The following is an 18,354-nucleotide window of genomic DNA, read 5'->3' on the forward strand; positions in this document are numbered from 1 at the left end:
AGCGATGACCGAACCGGCGATACCGGCCCGGGGCCCTACCGCCGCGCCGGAACGCCCCGCGCCGGAACGCCCCGCGCCGGAACGTCCCGCGCCGGTCCCCCCGCCACCCGCCCGGCCGCTCACCGAGGAGCGCATCACCACCCTCGTACTGACGTACCGCCAGACGCTGTTACGGTACGTCACCGGCCTGCTGCCCGCCGACCCGCAGCGTGCGGAGGACGTCGTCCAGGAGACGCTGCTGCGCGCCTGGCTGGAAAGCGACATCTCCCGCGTACGGGACGCCCGGCGCGAAACCGGGTGGGAGCCCGGCCTGCCCTGGCTGTTCAGGGTCGCCCGCAACGTCGTGATCGACTGGAGCCGGCGCGACAGCTCCCGGCCGGCGGTGCCGACCGGGCTGCCGCCGGAGACGGCCGGCCCGGCGGACGAGGTCGCGCGCGTCGTGGAGCGGACGCACGTCGTCGAGTTGCTCGCCCAACTGTCCCGCCCCCATCGAGAGGTTCTGGTGTACACATACCTGCTCGGCTGTTCCGGACCCGATACGGCGCACGCGCTGGGCATACCGCCCGGCACGGTGAAGTCCCGGCTGCACCACGCGATGCACCACCTGCGGCGGGCCGCCGCGCCTGACGCACGGGACCGCGGATGAGCGGCCCGGGCCGTACGGTGCCGCCGGGGACGGCGGCCGCCGCGGCACCGGCGCAGTCCCCGGTGCCGCTGGCCCTCGGTATGCCGGACCGCAACTCGTGGCTGATCCTGATCGGCTTCCTCGTCGCCCTGATCCTCGTCATCTGGCTCATCGCCAGGACCGTGCGCAGACAGGGCGGCTTCCGCCGTACCTGCCGCCGGATCGCCTGGGAGGTCCGGATGACCGCGCGGGCGTTCACCGCGCCGCTGCGCGCCTATCTGCGGCACCGGCGCTGCGCGCGGGCCCTGGCCGGGTACTTCGCCGACCCGGCCGCGTACGACGTGTCCCGCGCGGCGCTCGACCGCGCGGACGCGGACGCGGGCGACGGCTGCTACGCGCCGACCGTCCAGCTCGCCCAGGCCCGCGACCGGGTGCACGTCGTCGTCGCGGGCCGCGACCCGGCCGGTGTGGCCGGCCCGGTCCTGCCCTGGACGGACGCGGCCGGGGAACCGGGGGAGTGGACCTGGTCCGCGCCCGTCGACGCGGTGCGGCACGGGTCGGCGGCGCACGGACGCGCCGTACGGCTGCCGCTCGTCCTCGGCGTGGACCGCAGGACGACGGGCGTGGTGCTCGTCGACTGGCTGCGCGGCCCCGCGGCGCTGGGCGTCGAGGGCGACACACGGGTGTCCCGCAGCGTGCTCCAGGCGCTGGCGGCGCAGGTGGACCGGATGCCGGACGGGCCGCCGGTCCTGGTGGCGCACGGCGTGCACCCGCGATTCCCCGGCCGCCCGCTGGACGAGCTCCTCGCGACGCTGTCCGCGGACCGGTGGACCGGGCAGGACCCGGAGGCCGCTCCGGATGCCCTGGCCGCGACGGACGTGCCGGTGGTCGTCTGCTGGATGCCCACGGCCGAACAGGCAGCCCGCCTGGCGGACCTGTGCGCGCGGGGACGCGTCCGCGTGCTCGTCGGCGGCCGGCTCCCGGGCGCCTGCTGGGTCCTGCACGCCGAAGCGGACGGGCGGCTGCTCGGCCCCGGCCCGCGGGTGGACGTGGAGTCGCCCGCACTCGGTCCGGCCGTGGCCCGCACGGTACGGCGCAGGCAGCCTGCACCGCGCTGCGTGCTGCCGGGCGCGGGCATGGGTGCAGGTGCAGGTGCAGGTGCAGGTGCAGGTGCAGGTGCCGGCGCAGGCGCGGGCGGCGGTACGGGTACGGGTACGGGCATGACGCCGGGCTCCGGTCACGGCGGTCCGGCGCAGCCCGTACGGGAACCGGCCCCGGCGGCAGCGGCCCCGACGGCACCGAACCTGCTCAAGCCCGAGCCTGCCTCAGCCCCCGCCGCACCGGCACCGGAACAGCCGACGACCGCCTTCCCCGCGCTCCCGCCGGAGCCGGAACCGGTCTCCGGCCCCGCCCCGGCGCCCGCTCGACGCGACCACGGCGCCGGCGCCGCCCACCCCGGCGAAGCGCCCCGCAAAGCCGCTGTTCCCCAAGCTGCCCCTGCCGCCCACGAGGCCGCCGACTTCACCGAGCCCGAGCCCGAACCAGGCCCGCCCACCGCGGCGCCCGCGCCCGGAACCGGAACACCCGGCTCCGAACCCGGCTCCGAACCCGGCCCCAGCGGCCCCAGCACCGCTTCCGGTGCCGACTTCGCCGAACCCGACCTCGCCGAACCCCGGACCCCCGCCGCCCCGCCCGGCCTGGCCGGGGTGTCCGCCGCTTCCGGCACCCGTGGCACCTCCGGCGCCGACTCCGACCCCACCGCCCCCGGCGATCCTCAGGAACGGACTCCTCGTACCCCGTGAGACTCTTCGTCACCCTCGCTCCGGCCGCTCCGGACCGGCCCGGCTCTCCGGCGCCCGCCCCCGAGCGGCGCGACCTGGTCCTGCACACCCCGGGCTCGACCACGGTCGGCGCCCTGGCCGCGCGCCTCGCCGGCGCGCACGCCACCGACGGCGCGCCCCCCGCCCTCTATCTAGGCGACCGTGAACTCCCCGCCGACCTGCCGGTGTCCGCCGCCGGGATCCGCGACGGCGTCACGCTCGGCCTCGGCGGCCCCGTACCGCCCGAGCCGGACGGCGGTTACGGCCCCGACCGTGCCGAGCTGCCGCCCCCGTCCCGCTCCGCCGACGGTGAGCGGCTGCCGCGCGCGCCCCGCGTGGAGCTCCAGCTGATCGGCGGCCGGGGTGCCGGGCGGGTCTGGCCGCTGGACGTCGGTACGCACACCATCGGCCCGGTGGCAGGCAGTTCCGTACGCCTCCAGGGCCGCGACGTGCCCGCCGCGGGCGTCCGCGTCACCGTCCGTCCCGACGGTACGGTGCTGCTGGACGCCGGCCCGGCGGCCCGCAAGGCCGCGGACCGCGAGGGTGCGGCGGGCGGCGGTACCGGTGCCGTGCCCGGTCACCGTACCGACGTGGCCCTCTCGGTGCCCGAACCGCCGCCCGCCCGGCCGCGTGCCGACGCGGCCCCGCTGCCGCCCCCGCCGCCGCCCGAGCTGCCCGACCCGTACGCCGACACCCACCGGCCGGTCCCCGAGGGCTGGGTGGAGTGGCCGCTCGGCGGTGAGCTGCGGCTGGGCGAGTTCCTGCTGCGGGTGGCGGAGCCCACCGAGGCGGACGCCGCCGTGACGTCCTCCGAGGACGGCGCGCACCTGGACTTCAACCGGCCGCCGCGGATCGTTCCGCCGCTGGTGCCGGAGCGGTTCACGCTGCCGTCGCCGCCCGTGCCGCCGCCCCGGCGCACCATTCCGCTGCTGGTGGTGGTCGCGCCGATGTTCATGGGCATCGGCATGGTCGTCTTCCTGCACTCGTACTTCTACTTGATGTTCGCGTTCTTCAGCCCGGTGCTCGCCATCGGCAACTACATCAGCTCGCGGCGCAGCGGCTGGCGCGACTTCCTCACCTCGGTCGCCAATTACCGTGCCCGGCGCGCCTCGCTGGAGCAGGACGTCAAGGGCATGGTCGAGCGCGAGCGGGGCCTGCGGGTCGCCGCCGGGCCCGACCCGGCCGCCGCCGGCATGTGGGCCGTCGGCCCCGGCGCCCGGCTGTGGGAGCGCCGCCGCGGTCACCCCGACCACCTGCTGCTGCGCGTCGGCACCGTCCGCCAGTCGTCGCTGCTGACGATCGAGGACAGCTCCCGCGAGGACAACCACCGCTCCGTCAACTGGCAGATACCGGACATGCCGATCGGCGTGGACCTGTGCGGCGACGGCGTCGTCGGCATCGCGGGCGAGACCGACGCGGCCCGGGCGCTGGCCCGCTGGACGGTGGCGCAGGCCGCGGTCCTGCACAGCCCGCGCGACGTACGGATCACCGTGCTCACCGACGCGGCGGGCGCGCCCGCCTGGGAGTGGGTGCGCTGGCTGCCGCACGCCCGCCCCGGCGAGGGCGGCGTCGCCGCGCCGCCCACCGGCGGGCCCACCGTGACCGTCGGCAACGACCCGGAGACGGTCGCCAACCGCGTCTCCGAACTGGTCTCCGCGATCCGCTCCCGGGCCCGTTCCAGGGAGACCGCGATGGGCGGCGCGCTGCTCGCCGAGCCCGACCTCGTCGTGGTGCTCGACGGCGCCCGGCGGCTGCGCGACGTGCCCGGTGTGGTGCAGGTGCTCAAGGAGGGCCCGGCCGTACGGGTCTTCCTGATCTGCCTCGACCAGGAGGAGCGGATGCTCCCCGAGGAGTGCGTCACCGTCTGCGCGGTCGGCGCCCGCGAGGTGACGCTGCGCCGGACCGGCAGTGCCGACCTCACCGGCATCCGGCCCGACCTGGTGGACACCGGCTGGTGCGAGCGGATCGCCCGCGCCCTGGCCCCCGTACGCGACGTCACCCCGGACGGCTCCGACGGCCTGCCGGACCGCGTCAAGCTGCTGGACCTGCTGAACCTGGAGCCGCCGCAGGCCGCCGAGCTGGCCGCCCGCTGGACCAAGCGCCCGGCCTCCACCGGCGTCCTGCTGGGCGCCGGCTACACCGGCCCGGTCACCTTCGACCTGGTCAAGGACGGCCCGCACGGCCTGATCGCGGGCACCACCGGCGCCGGCAAGTCCGAACTCCTGCAGACGCTGGTGGCGTCCCTGGCGGCGGTCAACCGGCCGGACGAGATGACGTTCGTCCTCGTCGACTACAAGGGCGGCAGCGCCTTCGCGGGCTGCGAGCGGCTGCCGCACGTGCTGGGCATGGTCACCGACCTGGACAGCCACCTGGTCGAACGGGCCCTGACCTCGCTGACCGCCGAACTGACGCGGCGTGAGCGCATCCTGGCCGACGCGGGCGCCAAGGACCACACCGAGTACCGGGCGATGCGCCGCCGCGACCCCGCGATGGCGCCGCTGCCGAGGCTGCTGCTCATCATCGACGAGTTCGCCACCCTCGCCCGCGACGTGCCCGAGTTCGTGCCCGGCCTGGTCGGCATCGCGCAGCGCGGCCGTTCGCTCGGCCTGCACCTGCTGCTCGCCACCCAGCGCCCGGCCGGTGTGGTCACCGCCGACATCCGCGCCAACACCAACCTGCGGATCTCGCTGCGCGTCACCGACGCCCTCGACAGCCAGGACGTCCTGGAGGTCAACGACGCGGTGTCCATCTCCAGCGACACCCCGGGCCGCGCGCTGGCCCGCATCGGGCACCGCTCGGTGCTGCCGTTCCAGACCGCCTTCGTCGGCGCCGTACGCGACACCGCGCACACCACGCCCGCGGACACCGGGGACGCTGACCAGGGCACGAAGACGGCACCGCAGTCCGACGCCGACGTGTGGACCAGCGAACTGACCTGGTCGCTGCTGGGCCGTACGGCCGCCGAACCCGCCGAGGAGACCGCGGACCTCTTCGACGCCATCCAGGAGGCGATGGAGGACCGCGACGCGCCGACCGACCTGACGGCACTGGTCGACGCCGTCCAGGAAGCCGCGGCGCAGCTGGAGATCGAGCGCCAGCCCAGCCCGTGGCTGCCCGCGCTGCCGCACACGGTGAGCCTGGCCGAACTGCCCGAGCGGCCCGACCCGGCCGACGGCCGCCTGGCGCCCGTCGTCTGGGGCCTGGCCGACCTGCCGGGCGCCCAGCGCCAGGAGCCCCTGGAGCTGGACCTGACCCGCTTCGGGCACCTGTACGTGCTGGGCACCCCGCGCTCCGGCCGCTCCCAGGTGCTGCGCACCATCGGCGGCGCGCTGGCCCGGCGCCACTCGCTCGCCGACGTACACCTGTACGGCATCGACGCGGCGGGCGGCGCGCTGGCGGCGCTGTCCGCGCTGCCGCACTGCGGCGCCGTCGTACCGCGCGCCGACCTCGAACGCCTGGGCCGGCTGCTGTCCCGCCTGACCGCCGAGATGAGCGCCCGCCAGGAACTGCTCACCTCGCACGGCGCCGCCAACCTCACCGAACTGCGCAACCTGCTCCCGCCCGCCGAACGCCCCGCCCACATCGTCGTCCTGATCGACGGCTGGGACTCGCTGGCCGCCCTCCTCGGCGACCACGACGGCGGCCGCCCGGTCCAGGAGCTGACCGCGCTGATCCGCGAGGGCGCGCCGATGGGCCTGCACGTCATCGCCACGTCCGAACGCGCGCTGATGACCGGCAAGGTCGCCTCGCTCAACGACGAGCGGCTGCTGCTCCGGATGAGCGACCGCAACGAGTACAGCCTGGCGGGCATCCCGCCCAAGCAGGTGCCGGCCGTCGTCCCGCAGGGCCGCGGCTGGCGCGGCGGCAGCGCCACCGAGGTGCAGGTCGCGCTGCTCGGCGAGCGGACGGAGGGACCGGTCACCGGCCGCGACCAGGCCGAGGCGCTCAAGCGCATCGGCGAGCGGGCCGGACAGCGCGACCGCGACGTGCCCGCCGCGCGCCGCCCCGCACGCGTGCTGAGCCTGCCCCGCCAGGTCTCCTTCACCGACGCGTACGAAAAGGTCCCGGCCGCCGAACGGCGCCCGCTGTGGGGCCTGCTCGGCGTCGGCGGCGACGAACTGTCCGCCATCGGCGTGGACTTCGCCGCCGACGCGCCGTCCTTCCTGATCAGCGGCCCGCCCGGCAGCGGCCGGTCCACCGCGCTCACCACGCTGGCGGTGTCCCTGCTGGCGGGCGGCACCCGGGTGGTCGCGCTCACCCCGCGCGAGTCGCCGCTGCGCGGCCTGGCGCGGCACCCGCGGGCCGTGGTCATCCAGGACCCGGACCCGCTGGCCGACGAGGTGACCGCGGCGCTGAACGCCGAACCGGGGCCCGCCGTGGTCCTGGTCGACGACGCCGACCTGCTCTCCCAGCTGCCCGCCGCCGACGCGGCGTTGCGCGAGGTCGCCACCACCGGGCGGGACCGCGGCATCGGCCTGGTCGCCGCCGCCACCGCCGAGACGCTGACCTCGGTGGGCATCGGCTGGCTCGGCCTCGTACGGCGGGTGCGCAAGGGCGTGCTGCTGTCGCCGCAGTCGCCGGGCGAGGGCGACATCCTCGGCGTACGGGTGCCCTACGACCTGCTGCGCGGCCGTCCGACGCCGGGCCGCGGCCTGACCGTCGACCCGGTCACCGGCGCACTGGTCTCGGTGCTGGTGCCGGAGACGGTGCTGCGCGACGGGGACGCGGGCTGACCGGCCGGCCCGTACGAACGACGGTGCCCCGCCACCGGACGGAAGTCCGGTGGCGGGGCACCGTCGCGTGGTGCGGACGGCCGAAGATCAGCCGGCCTTCTTGGTGCCGGCCGCGATGTCCGCGTCGATCTTCTCGATGTTGTTCTTGATCTGGTTGAACTGGTTGGCGAAGGAGTTGATGGACTCCACGGCCTTCTGCAGCGACGCGGTGAGGTTGTTGTACGACTCCTTCAGCGCCGGGCTGCTCTGCTGCATGAACATGCCGTTGTCCAGCAGGCCCTCGACGGTGGTCTTGGTGCTCAGCAGCAGCGGGTTGATGTCGTTGACGGCCTGGTTCATCACGCCGGAGACGCGCTGGATCTCGTTGTAGTCGAGGTTGATGTTGCCTGCGGGCATGGTGCTGACTCCTTGGGTCGGTAGGGGGTTGGGTGGGAATCCGGACGGGGTCCGGGGCGCGCCGGGCCGGGGGGAGAGGCCGTCAGTCGTCGGACTTCTTCGGCTTCCAGCCGGTGTCCCCCTTGGCGTCGTCGCTCGTCCACTCCTCCGTCTTGCCGTCGGTCACCACGGTCTTGGTGCCGCTGCCGTCCTCGTTGACCTCGATGGTGGTGGTCACCTCGTGGCCGTTGAGGTCGACGGAGGAGTGGGTGGTGCCGTTCACCGTCTGTTCGTTGCCGTCCTCGTCGGGACCGACGGTGGTGTAGGTGGTCTTCGTTTCCCGGTGACCGGTCTTCTGGTCGGTGACCGACGTGGTCGTGCCGGTCGTGGTGCTCTCTTTGCCGTCGGTGTCCTTGGTCTTGCTCTTGAAGTCGTCGGTGGTGGTCTTGTGCTCCGCCGTCTCGGTCGTCGACGAGGTGCCGGTGGTGTTCGTGACGTTGCCGTAGACGTCCGTCGACTTCGAGTCGTAGGTACCGTCGGGGTGGTAGTTCGTGGTGTCGGTCGCCTTCAGGCCGGTCTTGGTCTCCATGGACGTGGTGACCTTCGTCGGCTTGCCGTCCGGCCCGTACTCGTACGTGGTGGTGGTCTTGTTGCCGTGCCCGTCGTCGGTGGTCCACTCGTGGGGGCGCTCACCGGGCTTCTCGGGCTCCTTGGGCAGGAGGGACGGGTCGAGGTCCGGGTGTTCCTTCTTGGCCTTCTCGACCGCGTCGTGCCACGCGTTCCACTCCTCGTTGCGGGCGTTCCACAGGTCGGAGGAGATCTGGGCGCTCTGCTTGGCCGCCTTGTTGGCCAGGTCGAAGTCCCAGTCGGCCCACTTCTGCGCCACGCCCGTGTAGAGGTTCTTCAGCTTTTCCAGTTTCTCCTCGGAGCGCTTGAAGGAACCTTTCCACGTCGCGTAGTACTTGCGGATCGCGGCGACCGCCACCCGTGAGCCGACCTCGTCGACCGAGTACTCCTGCTTGCTCTCGCGGGCCTGCTTGACCTCGTCCTTCAGCTTGCCGGACTTCTGTGCGACATCGTTGAGCAGCTCGTAGTCAACGGCAATGTCGGACACGGTCACACCCCTCGCGCGGTTCGGAGATCACTTCACGTCTCTCATGGTCAAACGCACGGCGAAGCGGAACGGTTCATCGCTGAACCGCGGAAGCGGTGCGAAGTGATGTCGTTCACACGATGAACCGATCGTGCCGCAGATACGTAAACGTAGGTGTGGTGTCCATGAGTCCGGTGCGCGGAAAGCGCCGGAGGGGACACCGGTGAACGGTCTGCTGCGCGAAGGGAAGAGGCTTGGCTACGCGTCCCGGTGACTGGGGGGCCCTCGGCCTCGACGGCGACCCGACCCCGGGCGACGCCTCCGCCATCACCACCATCGCCGACGCGATGCGCGACCTCGCCACCCACGCGGGCACCATCAACAACGGCCTCAAGGCCCTCCAGCAGACCGCCGGGGACGGCCAGCGCTTCATCGGCAAGACCGCCGACCAGCTGCGCGACATGGTCGACGACCACCTGCACAACTTCGTCGGCCACGTCGAGGAGTCCTTCACCCAGGCCGAGGCGGCGCTGCGCAAGTACGCCACCGCCGTCACCGACGCCCAGGCCGACGCCGACGCGGCCCTGACCGCCATTCAGGGGCTGGACGAGGACGACCCGCAGCGGCAGACCCACAAGGACCGGGCCGACGACGCGAAGTCCGCGCTCGCCACCGCGGCGAGCACCCTGGACAAGGCGCTGACCTCGGCCGGTTCGCTGATGGTCCAGCCGGTCAGCGACTGCGACCTGTTCTGGGAAGCCTTCCAGTGGCTGACCATCATCCTGTCGGTCATCGCCATCTTCACCGGCGGCGTCCTCGCGGTCCTCGCCTGGGGCATGAACGCGGTCCTGCTGATCAAGACCATCGTCGACTTCAGCCAGGGCAAGGCCAGCGGCCTGGAGCTGGGCCTCGCCTTCCTCGGCGTACTCTTCCCCACCACCAAGGCCCTGCCGGTCGGCTCCATCATCAAGGGCCTGGGCAGCGCCCTCAAGGGCGGCATCGAGGGCATCGCCGGCGCCGGCAAGAACATCATCAAGGAGATCGGCCACCTCTCCTCGCTGCACGACATCCCGAAGGTCGTGGTGGCACCGATCGTGCTCGGCATCCACGTGGCCCCCGCCTTCAACGTCGTCAACGGCTTCAAGGGACTGGGCAATCTCGGCAAGGGCGGCTGGGAGTCGCTGGTCAAGACCGTCACCAAGGACTGGGTGGACGTCACCAAGGGCGTCAGCGGGGACTGGGGCAAGATCGGCGCGTACGCGAAGGTCACCTTCGAACGGCTCGGCCGGGCCGGTATCGCCACCGTCCTGCCGCTGGACTTCACCGAGATGGGTGTCCTCGGCATCGGCGGCGCCGCCCGGCTCGCCTTCGCCGAACGGGTGCTCGGCATCCCGCAGAACGACCTGCGCCCCCTGCTGGCCAACGCGGGACGCACGGACGCGGCGCTGCGCAACGGCGTCCCCACCGGCAACTTCGGCGGGCTCGGCACGATGGTGCCGTTCCGGCCCGTCGGCGGCGTCGGCGTGCACTTCGTACCAGGCAGCTTCGTGGACCTGTCGGCCCTGCACTTCGTCCCCGGCGGCTTCCACGGCACCTCGTTCCCCGCGGTGCACATCCCCTCCGCCGGCACCGGCGCCCTCACCACGTTCCCGGGCGCCGTCGTCCCGGGCGGCATCGGCGGGCTCACCCTGGACGGGATCGGGGCGTTCCGCCCGGCCGGAGTGGGCGCGTTCAACGTCAAGGTCCCCGGCAACCTGGTGCCCGGCGGCCTGGGCTCGTTCGGCCACGGCAGCCTGAACCTCAACCTCCCCGGCAACCTGGGCAATGTGGGCGGCCTCGGCAATGTCGGCGGTCTGGGCAACCTGGGGAACCTGGGCGGTCTGGGCTCCAAGGGGCTGGGGACCGTCACGCACACCGGCGTGAACGTGCCGCACGGGATCAACACGCCGCACGGGATCGGCGCGCCGCACGGCATCACCGTGCCCGGCGGCTCCTTCACGCACACCGGCCTGCACATCGACCAGCCCGCGCTGGTGACCACCCCGCACCTGCCGGGCACCACCACGCTCGACAACGGCCTGACCGTCCCGGACGTGCACGGCGCGGGTGCCACCCAGCTCATTCAGCAGGCCGACTTCGCGGCGGGCAACGTCCGCCTGGACAGCAACCTGCTGCTGTCCGCGGACACCGCCATCGACCTGCTCAAGGACGCCCACGTGTCGTCCCCGCTCGCGCACACGGGGACGGAGGCTGCGCACGTCCGCGTCCCCGAGGTCTCGTTCGACAGCGGCTTCGTGCACGGCATCGGCGACGGCCACTCCATGGCCCGCGGCGCCATCGGGCACGGCGAGGCACTGGAGGACTGGACCTTCCCCGAGCTGACCGCGCTGGCCAACGGCGATGTCGCGGTGACCTCCTTCCACGCGGACGGCATCAGCTTCCGCATCGGTGACGCGGCGCCGCGCACGATCACCGCCGACGATCTGGCGAGCACGGCGCCCGGTATGCCCCCGCGGGTGGAGGCGGCGGGCACCCAGAACGTGGTGAACACCCAGAACGTGGTGAACACCCACCACCTGACGGGTACGCAGCAAGCGCCCGGCGCGGTGCAGGTGCCGGGCGTGCACGGCGGCGGCGCGGAAACGTTCCGGCCGACGGGCATCGGCGCGCACGGCGACACCCCGAACCTCCAGGGCGCCGTGCCCCCGCCCCGTGACCTCGCCAAGGCCCCCGCCGACATACCGGCGACGGCCGGCGCGTACGACCCCGTACGGCTGAAGACGCCCGGGACCGGCAAGGCCACGACCACCGGCAGCGGCGCCACCGACAGCGTCACCAACGGCGCCACCGCCAAGGCGAGGCCCCAGCCCGTCGTGAACGAACACGACCTGGCGATGAGCCTGCTGGACACCGGCGACCGCAAGCCGCTCCCGTCCACCGGCCACAGCGCCGCCTCCGACGGCCCCTCCGGCGTGTCCGCCCTCCCGGACCTGGACGGCGCGGGAGCCCGCGGCGCGGACGACAGCGTCCTGGACCTGATCGCCCACCCGGGCGGCCCGGCGAAGGCGGCGGACGAGGCCGCGGCCGGCGTACCGGCGGCGGTCAAGGCCACCGAGCACACCCCCACGCCCGCCCCCACGCCCGCCCCCGCGCCGAAGCCCGAGGCCGCGGCCGGCCCCGCGCCCGGGCCGAAGGCCGCCGGCCCGGTCGCCGGGGCCCCGCCCCACCGCTTCGGTGGTTTCTCCGGAGCCGCGGGCATGAACCAGCGCCTGCGCGCCCGCGACGACCTGATCCTCGGCGGTTCGGTCGGCCCCGAGGCCGGCACGAAGCTCAACGCGTGGGCCGGGTACGAGCACGCGCTGTCGCAGCTCGGCAAGGCCGAACGCCAGGTGGACGCGTTGACGCCGCCCCCCGGCGTGACCGCCGGCAAGCCCTCGCCCGCGCTGTCCGAGGCGCTGGACGACTTGGGCGTCAAGCGCGCGGAGGTCGCCAAGGCCGAGGCCAAGCTCGACGAACTGGGCATCGACGGCCCGCGCACCCGCAAGCAGATCAACGCCCTCACCGGCGGCATCTTCGGCGAACACGGCCTCGGCGGCGGCCCCCGGCCGCACCCCCAGCCGCAGCCGGAGGTCCAGGCGGTACCGACGGCCGACCTCGGCAAGGGCAAGGCGGACGCCGTGGACGTCGAGCCGGTCCCGTCCGCGGACAAGGGCAAGGGCAAGGCGGACGCCGTGGACGTCGAGCCGGTCCCGTCCGTGGACAAGGGCAAGGGCAAGGCCGACACCGTGGACGTCGAGCCCATCCCGTCCGTGGACAAGGGCAAGGGCAAGGCCGACACCGTGGACGTCGAGCCCATCCCGTCCATCGACAAGGGCAAGGGCAGAGCCGACTTCGCCGACCCCGAGCCCGTACCGGAGGCCCACATTCCGCGGCCCCCGGCGCAGGACCGGCTCGGCCACACCCCCGGCTCCGGGATCGGCGACCGTGCCGCCGCCCGGCACGAGATCATCACCGGTGGTACGAGCGGATCGGAGGCCGATCTGCGGCTCGGTGCCTGGGAGCGGTACGAACGCGCGTCGGCCGACCTGTCCCGTGCCCAGGGGCGGGTGGACGATCTGGTGCCCGGTCCGAACGCGGCCGGCCCGTCCCAGCCGTCCGCAGCGGCGCTCGACGCGCTGGACGACCTGGGCGCCAAGCGCGCCGAGTTCACCGCGGCCGAGACCCGCCTGGACGAGCTGGGCATGGACCCGAACGCCATCCGGCAGCAGATCGACGACGCCAACCACGCCATCGCCGTCGACCGTGCGCAGCGCGGCGAGTACGTCGGCCCGCTGGGTGGCGCCCCGGCCCCGCGTCCGGACGGGCCGCACGGTTCGCACGGTTCGCACGACGTCGAGATGACCGACGCGGCACCGGGCACGTCGGCCCCCGGCGGCAACCACACCCTGCCCGCCGGGCTGCAGTGGGACCGTGAGCTCAGCCGGGGGACCACCACCGGCGACATCCGGGTCAACGGCGCGTTCCGGGACCTCCACGGGCACAGCCAGCGGCCGCTGTCCGAGACGGAGTACCTGGCCAACCTGCGGCAGAGCCTCGACGAGCGGCGCCCGGTCTCCTACATCGTCAACGCCGTCGTCCGGTACGACGAGTTCGGACCCGGCCAGCTGCAGGACTTCCTGCGGGCGGTCCGCACGAACCTGCCGGACCGCTTCGACGGACGCTTCGGCGTGGTCATCGGCGTCAACGGACCCGCCGCGGAGATCGGCCGGATCAACGCCGCGGTGCGCCAGGTCCTGGACGGCGTGCACACGGACTTCCCGCTCGCCGTCGTCGGCGTCGGCTGGCCCGGCAGCAAGTTCCCCTTCGGTACCGTCCGCAACAGCGTCATGACCAGCCCGGCCGGCCGGTCGATGATCCACACCATGATGACCGGCGGCGCCGACGGCACGGGCGCCACCCATCCGTACATCGCCTTTATGGACTTCGACAACTTCGAGCACGTCGTGCCCAGCGGCCGGCACATCTTCGACTACTTCGAGAAGAAGTTCGAGATGCGGGGCGTCGAACGGGCCGGGGAACCGTCGTCCGCCCCGCCGCTGCGCCCGCTGATGATGACCGGCGGCTACCGGGTGCCCGAACCGCCGGCCGCCGGACTGCCCGACCCGCTCCTGGTCAAGACCGACGAACACATGGCCAAGGCCGAGGCGAAGGCCGCCGAGGAGGCCTTGGCGGCGGGCGCCGCGAACAAGCTGCCGGACGACGCCGGACCGTCGTCCGCCGCCGACCCCGGAGGGGCCAAGGGCAAGGGGAAGGGCAAGGCCAAGGCCGTGGCGCCGCCGCGCCTGCCGGGCGAGCTGCGGGTCACGCCGGACGACCGGAAGATCTTCGTCAACCGGATCGACGCGGACACCCTCGCCCGCGTCGGCATCGCCGGCCTCCACGACCTGCTGCCGTACGCGCCCGAGCCCAACCTCTTCGTGGACGCCTCGGCGACGCTGGTGGACACCGCGCCGGTCAAGAACTGGACGCCGCTGCGCTTCGGCCCCCGCGGCGCCGAGTTCCACCAGATGAGCCGCGCGCTCAACACCTTCAACGCCTGGGAGCTGGACACCACCCTGCCGCGGCTCACCGAGGCCGACTTCCCCCGGCTGGAGGGCGAGAGCCGGGACGACTGGCTCAAGCGGGTGGAGGACGGCATCACCGACCGCGACGCGCAGCGCGCCATCGCGGCCGGCAACCACACCCTGCCCGACCGCGGCGTGGCCTTCGTCACCGAGTACGTGAGGGCGGCCATCCCCACCGACCTGTCCCGGATCATGGCCAAGTTCTTCGGCAAAGAGAAGAAGCTGCTCCAGGACCACGCCGGGCTGTCACAGCTGGAGCGCCTGGTCGAGAACAAGGACGCCAAGTCCGGGCTGGAACTGGCGGACGTCCGCGACCACCGCTTCAAGCTGTCCCCGCAGGCGGCGGACGACATCAATCCGTTCCGGCCCGTCCTGAGGCCGGACCAGGAAACGCCCCGCGAGGTGGCCGCGCGGCTGAGCGACGCGATGGGCTCGGACGCCCACCCGCTGGGGCCCCAGGTCTCCGCCCCGCTGCCCAGCGACCCGTCGGTACGGGCCGGCATCCGCCAGGAGGACATCCGGCTCGTCACCCACGCCTACGCGCACAACTCCCAGGCGTCGCGGTTCCTGGACCACCTCGATTACGCCATCGTGCACCCCTCGCACCAGCCGCCGCCCACCTCGGTCTTCCACGCCTTCGAGCACGCGCCCGAGCGGCTGGGCCTGCCCTCGCCGCTGGAGCTCCTGCGCGGCGTGCGGAGCCAGCTGGAATTCCGCGGCAACACCAGGACCCGGGTCGACGCCGCGATCGCCGAGGCGATCGCGCGCGGGACCAGCGGCCGGGAGCTGTACATCGCCCTGACCACCGGCCGGCTGCGCACCGCCAACTTCCTTCCCGACGGCCTGGTGGGCCCGGCCGGCGGACCTGCCAGGAACACGGCCGAGGACCTCGCCCTCCAGAGCTTCACCAACGTCCTCGGCCGCGAGCTGCACATCACGTTCGCCGACGGCAGCATGGCCACCTTCGCCCCCGACAACCTTCCGAAGAAGGTCAAGCGGCTGCCGCCCCCGGTCGAGATCGTCTGGACGGCCAGCCCGGACACCACGCGCTACCCGCAGGGCGGTTACTGGAGCATCGCCGACACCGACGGGGCACCGGCCGCCGGCGGCAAGCGCGGCCACGACAGCGCGGACGGGCCGGGCGGCGACGACGGCAGCCACAAGCGCCCGCGCAAGGGCAAGGGCCGGGCCGCCCCGCCCACAGACCAGGACACGCCCATGGGAGACGCCCGATGACCACCGACCAGACGGCTCCGGGTGCCACCGTCCACCACGTGGCGCCCGGCCGCCCCGGCGCCCACGCCACCCTGGCCGCGGCGCTGCACGCGGCCGCGCCCGGTGACGAAGTACGCGTCGCCGCGGGCGTCTACGAGGAGTCGCTGCGCGTCGAGGGGGACGTGACCCTGCGGGCCGCCGACGGCGGCACCGTCACCCTCGCCGCCCCCGTCGGCGGCACGCCCGCGCTCGAAGTGCTGCCCGGCGCCCGGCTGACGCTCGACGGACTGACCGTGCGCGGCGGCGCCGCCGACCGGCCCGCCGTCCTGCTGTCCGGCGGCGCCACCCGCTGGCACGGTGGCGGCACCGACCGCGGACGCCTGGAAGTGCACCGCGAAGCCGCGCTCACCATGACCGGCGCGCGCCTGACCGGCGCGGCCCTGGCCGGGGCGCTGATCCGCACCACCGGCGCGGTCCGGCTCACGGACTGCGTCCTCGGAGGCGCCCAGGGCACCGGCGTGGTGGTGGGCGGCGACTCCCGCCTGGAACTGACCGGCACCCGCATCAAGGGCGCCACCGGCTCGGGAGTACGGGTCCGCGAGGACGCGCGCGTCGTGCTGCGCGACTGCCTCATCGACGGCGCGGGCCGCAGCGGGCTGCTGTTCGAGGACCGCTCCGCGGCGCTGCTCGTGGACTGCCGCATCCGGGATTGCGGCGGCGAGGCCGTACGCGTGCTGGACTCCTCACCGGTGCCGAAGGACGGCGATCCGTACGAGGCCGCGGAGCGCGTGGTGCCGGAGCAGGCCCGGGGCGGACTGCTGCTGTACGGCTGCGAGCTGGCGGGCGCGGGCGCGGACGCCCTGCACGTCGCCGGCTCCGGTGACGCCGTCCTCGACGGCTGCGTACTGCGCGACGGCGGCGGCGCCGGCGCCACGGCGGGGGAGCGGGCCCGCGTACGGCTGGCCGACACCCGGATCGTACGGACCGCCGCCGCGGCCCTGACGGCACACGGCACGGCCACGCTGGAGGCGCGCGGCACGACCGTACGCGGCTCCACGGCCAACGGCCTGCTGGCCACCGGCTCCGCCACCGTCACCCTGACCGACGGCGAGGTGACGGACTGCCGGTTCAGCGCCGTGCACGCGGGCGGCAGCGCCGATCTGACCCTGACCCGGCTGCGGGCCGGCAACACCCCCGAACACGGCCTGCACGCCGTCGCCGACAGCCGCCTCACCCTCACCGAGGTGCACCTCACCGACTGCGGCATGTCCGGCCTCGACCTGTCCGGCGCGGCCGCCGCCGAAGCCGCCGAACTGTCCGTGGTCCGCAGCCGCAACGGCGTCGTCGCCGCCTCCCAGGGCACCGTGCGCCTGACCGGCTGCACGGTCACCGACGCCGAACGCGCCGGGCTCACCTTCGGCGGCGGCGACGCGGAACTGACCGGCGGCCGCATCCTGCGCGCCGGCACCGCCGGACTGGTCTTCCAGGGCGGCGCCACCGTACGCGCCCAGGACGTCGAGATCACCGAAGCGGCCGGGTCCGGCATGGTGGTGGCCCCGGGCGCCACGCCCGGCGTACGTTCCGTACGGATCGTCCGCCCCGGCAAGAACGGGCTGATCGTCGACGCCAAGGGCGCCGGCTCCTTCGAGGACTGCGAGATCACCGGACCCGGCTTCCCCGCCGTCCACCTCGGCGAGGCGGCCGCCCCCGTCCTGCACCGGATCCGCGTCCAGGACGCCGAGGCCGACCTGAGCACCGAGGACGGCGCCGAGCCGGACGTGCGCGACTGTGTCTCCTGGCAGGTCCAGGACGCCCGGTGGCCCGCGCCCTTCGCCCCCGCCACGGCGAACGCCGCGACCGCCACCGGCACACCGTCCGCCGGCTCCCCGGCCGGTGACGGCACCACGACGACGGTCCCGCCCGCCGAGGAGGACCTCGACGACCTGCTCGGCGAACTGCACCAGCTGATCGGCCTGGACCGCGTCAAGCAGGACGTCGCCTCGCTCGTCAAGCTGATGCGGATGGTCCAGCGCCGCGAGGCGGCCGGGCTGGCCGCGCCGCCGCTCAGCCGCCACCTGGTCTTCGCGGGCAACCCCGGTACCGGCAAGACCACGGTGGCCCGGCTCTACGGGCGCATCCTGGCCGCCGTCGGCCTGCTGGAGCGCGGCCACCTCGTGGAGGCCGACCGCTCCGCGCTGGTCGGCGAGTACGTCGGCCACACCGGGCCGAAGACCCAGCGGGTCTTCATGGAGGCGATGGGCGGCGTGCTGTTCATCGACGAGGCGTACTCGCTGGCGCCCGCGCACTCCTCGGGCGGCAACGACTTCGCGCAGGAGGCCATCGCCACCCTCGTGAAGCTGATGGAGGACCACCGCGACGCGGTCGTGGTCATCGTCGCCGGCTACCCGGTGGAGATGGAGCACTTCATCGACTCCAACCCCGGCCTGGCCTCCCGCTTCAACCGCACGCTGCTGTTCGAGGACTACGACACCGAGGACCTGGTGCGGATCGTGGAACAGCACGCGGCGGCCCACCAGTACGAACTGACCGACGCGGCCCGGGCCACCCTCGTCGGCTACTTCGACCACGTACCGCGCGACGGCCGCTTCGGCAACGGACGCTCCGCCCGGCAGACGTTCCAGGCGATGACCGAACGGCAGGCGTACCGCGTGGCGGAGAACGACGCGCCGTCCGAGGCGGACCTGCGGACCCTGTCCGAACTGGACGTACCGGAACTGGTCCTGCCCCGGCAGGACCTACCGCAGGCGCAGCCGCCCGAGGGCACCGCCGTGGCGCAGCCGTACCCGTCCGGTCCCGGCGGGCCCGTCCAGCGGGCCTGACCGGCGCCCCGCCGCCGGTCCCGGCCCGA

At 74.0% G+C, this 18,354-nt stretch carries 7 protein-coding genes; 5 read left to right on the forward strand and 2 right to left on the reverse strand.

Annotation, left to right across the window (positions count from 1 at the left end; all coding sequences use genetic code 11):
- Window positions 1-4 precede the first annotated feature (4 nt).
- The 3 genes from AB0L45_RS10840 to AB0L45_RS10850 all read left to right on the forward strand — a co-directional run bounded on the left by AB0L45_RS10840 (window position 5) and on the right by AB0L45_RS10850 (window position 7,178).
- Entirely contained in the window at window positions 5-646 is a 642-nt protein-coding gene (locus AB0L45_RS10840) for a sigma-70 family RNA polymerase sigma factor (RefSeq protein WP_365838268.1), read from the forward strand.
- A complete protein-coding gene (locus AB0L45_RS10845; RefSeq protein ID WP_365838270.1) occupies window positions 643-2,427 on the forward strand; it encodes a hypothetical protein in 1,785 nt (594 codons plus the stop codon). Before AB0L45_RS10840 ends, AB0L45_RS10845 begins: the two co-directional genes overlap by 4 nt.
- A 74-nt stretch (window positions 2,428-2,501) precedes the next feature.
- Entirely contained in the window at window positions 2,502-7,178 is a 4,677-nt protein-coding gene (locus AB0L45_RS10850) for an FtsK/SpoIIIE domain-containing protein (protein ID WP_365838573.1), read from the forward strand.
- A gap of 87 nt (window positions 7,179-7,265) precedes the next feature.
- Here the strand turns inward: AB0L45_RS10850 and AB0L45_RS10855 are convergent, their stop codons facing one another.
- Window positions 7,266-7,574, reverse strand: a complete 309-nt coding sequence (locus AB0L45_RS10855) for a hypothetical protein (RefSeq protein WP_365838272.1) — start codon at window positions 7,572-7,574, stop codon at window positions 7,266-7,268.
- 82 nt (window positions 7,575-7,656) lie between these two features.
- Window positions 7,657-8,667: a hypothetical protein gene (locus AB0L45_RS10860; RefSeq protein ID WP_365838274.1), complete on the reverse strand. Its 1,011-nt coding sequence runs from the start codon at window positions 8,665-8,667 to the stop codon at window positions 7,657-7,659.
- Between the two features lie 233 nt (window positions 8,668-8,900).
- On the opposite strand from AB0L45_RS10860, the gene AB0L45_RS10865 reads away from it, so the two are divergent.
- Together AB0L45_RS10865 and AB0L45_RS10870 are read left to right on the forward strand one after the other, a co-directional pair.
- Window positions 8,901-15,506 (forward strand): putative T7SS-secreted protein, encoded by a 6,606-nt coding sequence (locus tag AB0L45_RS10865; RefSeq protein ID WP_365838276.1) that lies wholly within the window; start codon window positions 8,901-8,903, stop codon window positions 15,504-15,506.
- Complete coding sequence (locus AB0L45_RS10870; protein WP_365838278.1) at window positions 15,503-18,325, forward strand: right-handed parallel beta-helix repeat-containing protein; 2,823 nt, start codon at window positions 15,503-15,505, stop codon at window positions 18,323-18,325. The genes AB0L45_RS10865 and AB0L45_RS10870 overlap by 4 nt, the downstream gene beginning before the upstream one ends.
- The last annotated feature ends 29 nt before the right edge of the window (window positions 18,326-18,354 follow it).

The organism is Streptomyces sp. NPDC052496 (assembly GCF_040679095.1).
Classification (GTDB): Bacteria; Actinomycetota; Actinomycetes; order Streptomycetales; family Streptomycetaceae; genus Streptomyces.

Excerpts from the sequence above, each read along its gene's own strand:
- AB0L45_RS10845 (WP_365838270.1), top strand. The coding sequence starts at position 643 with ATGAGCGGCCCGGGCCGTACGGTGCCGCCGGGGACGGCGGCCGCCGCG.
- AB0L45_RS10870 (WP_365838278.1), top strand. The coding sequence starts at position 15,503 with ATGACCACCGACCAGACGGCTCCGGGTGCCACCGTCCACCACGTGGCG.
- AB0L45_RS10840 (WP_365838268.1), top strand. The coding sequence starts at position 5 with ATGACCGAACCGGCGATACCGGCCCGGGGCCCTACCGCCGCGCCGGAA.
- AB0L45_RS10855 (WP_365838272.1), bottom strand. The coding sequence starts at position 7,574 with ATGCCCGCAGGCAACATCAACCTCGACTACAACGAGATCCAGCGCGTC.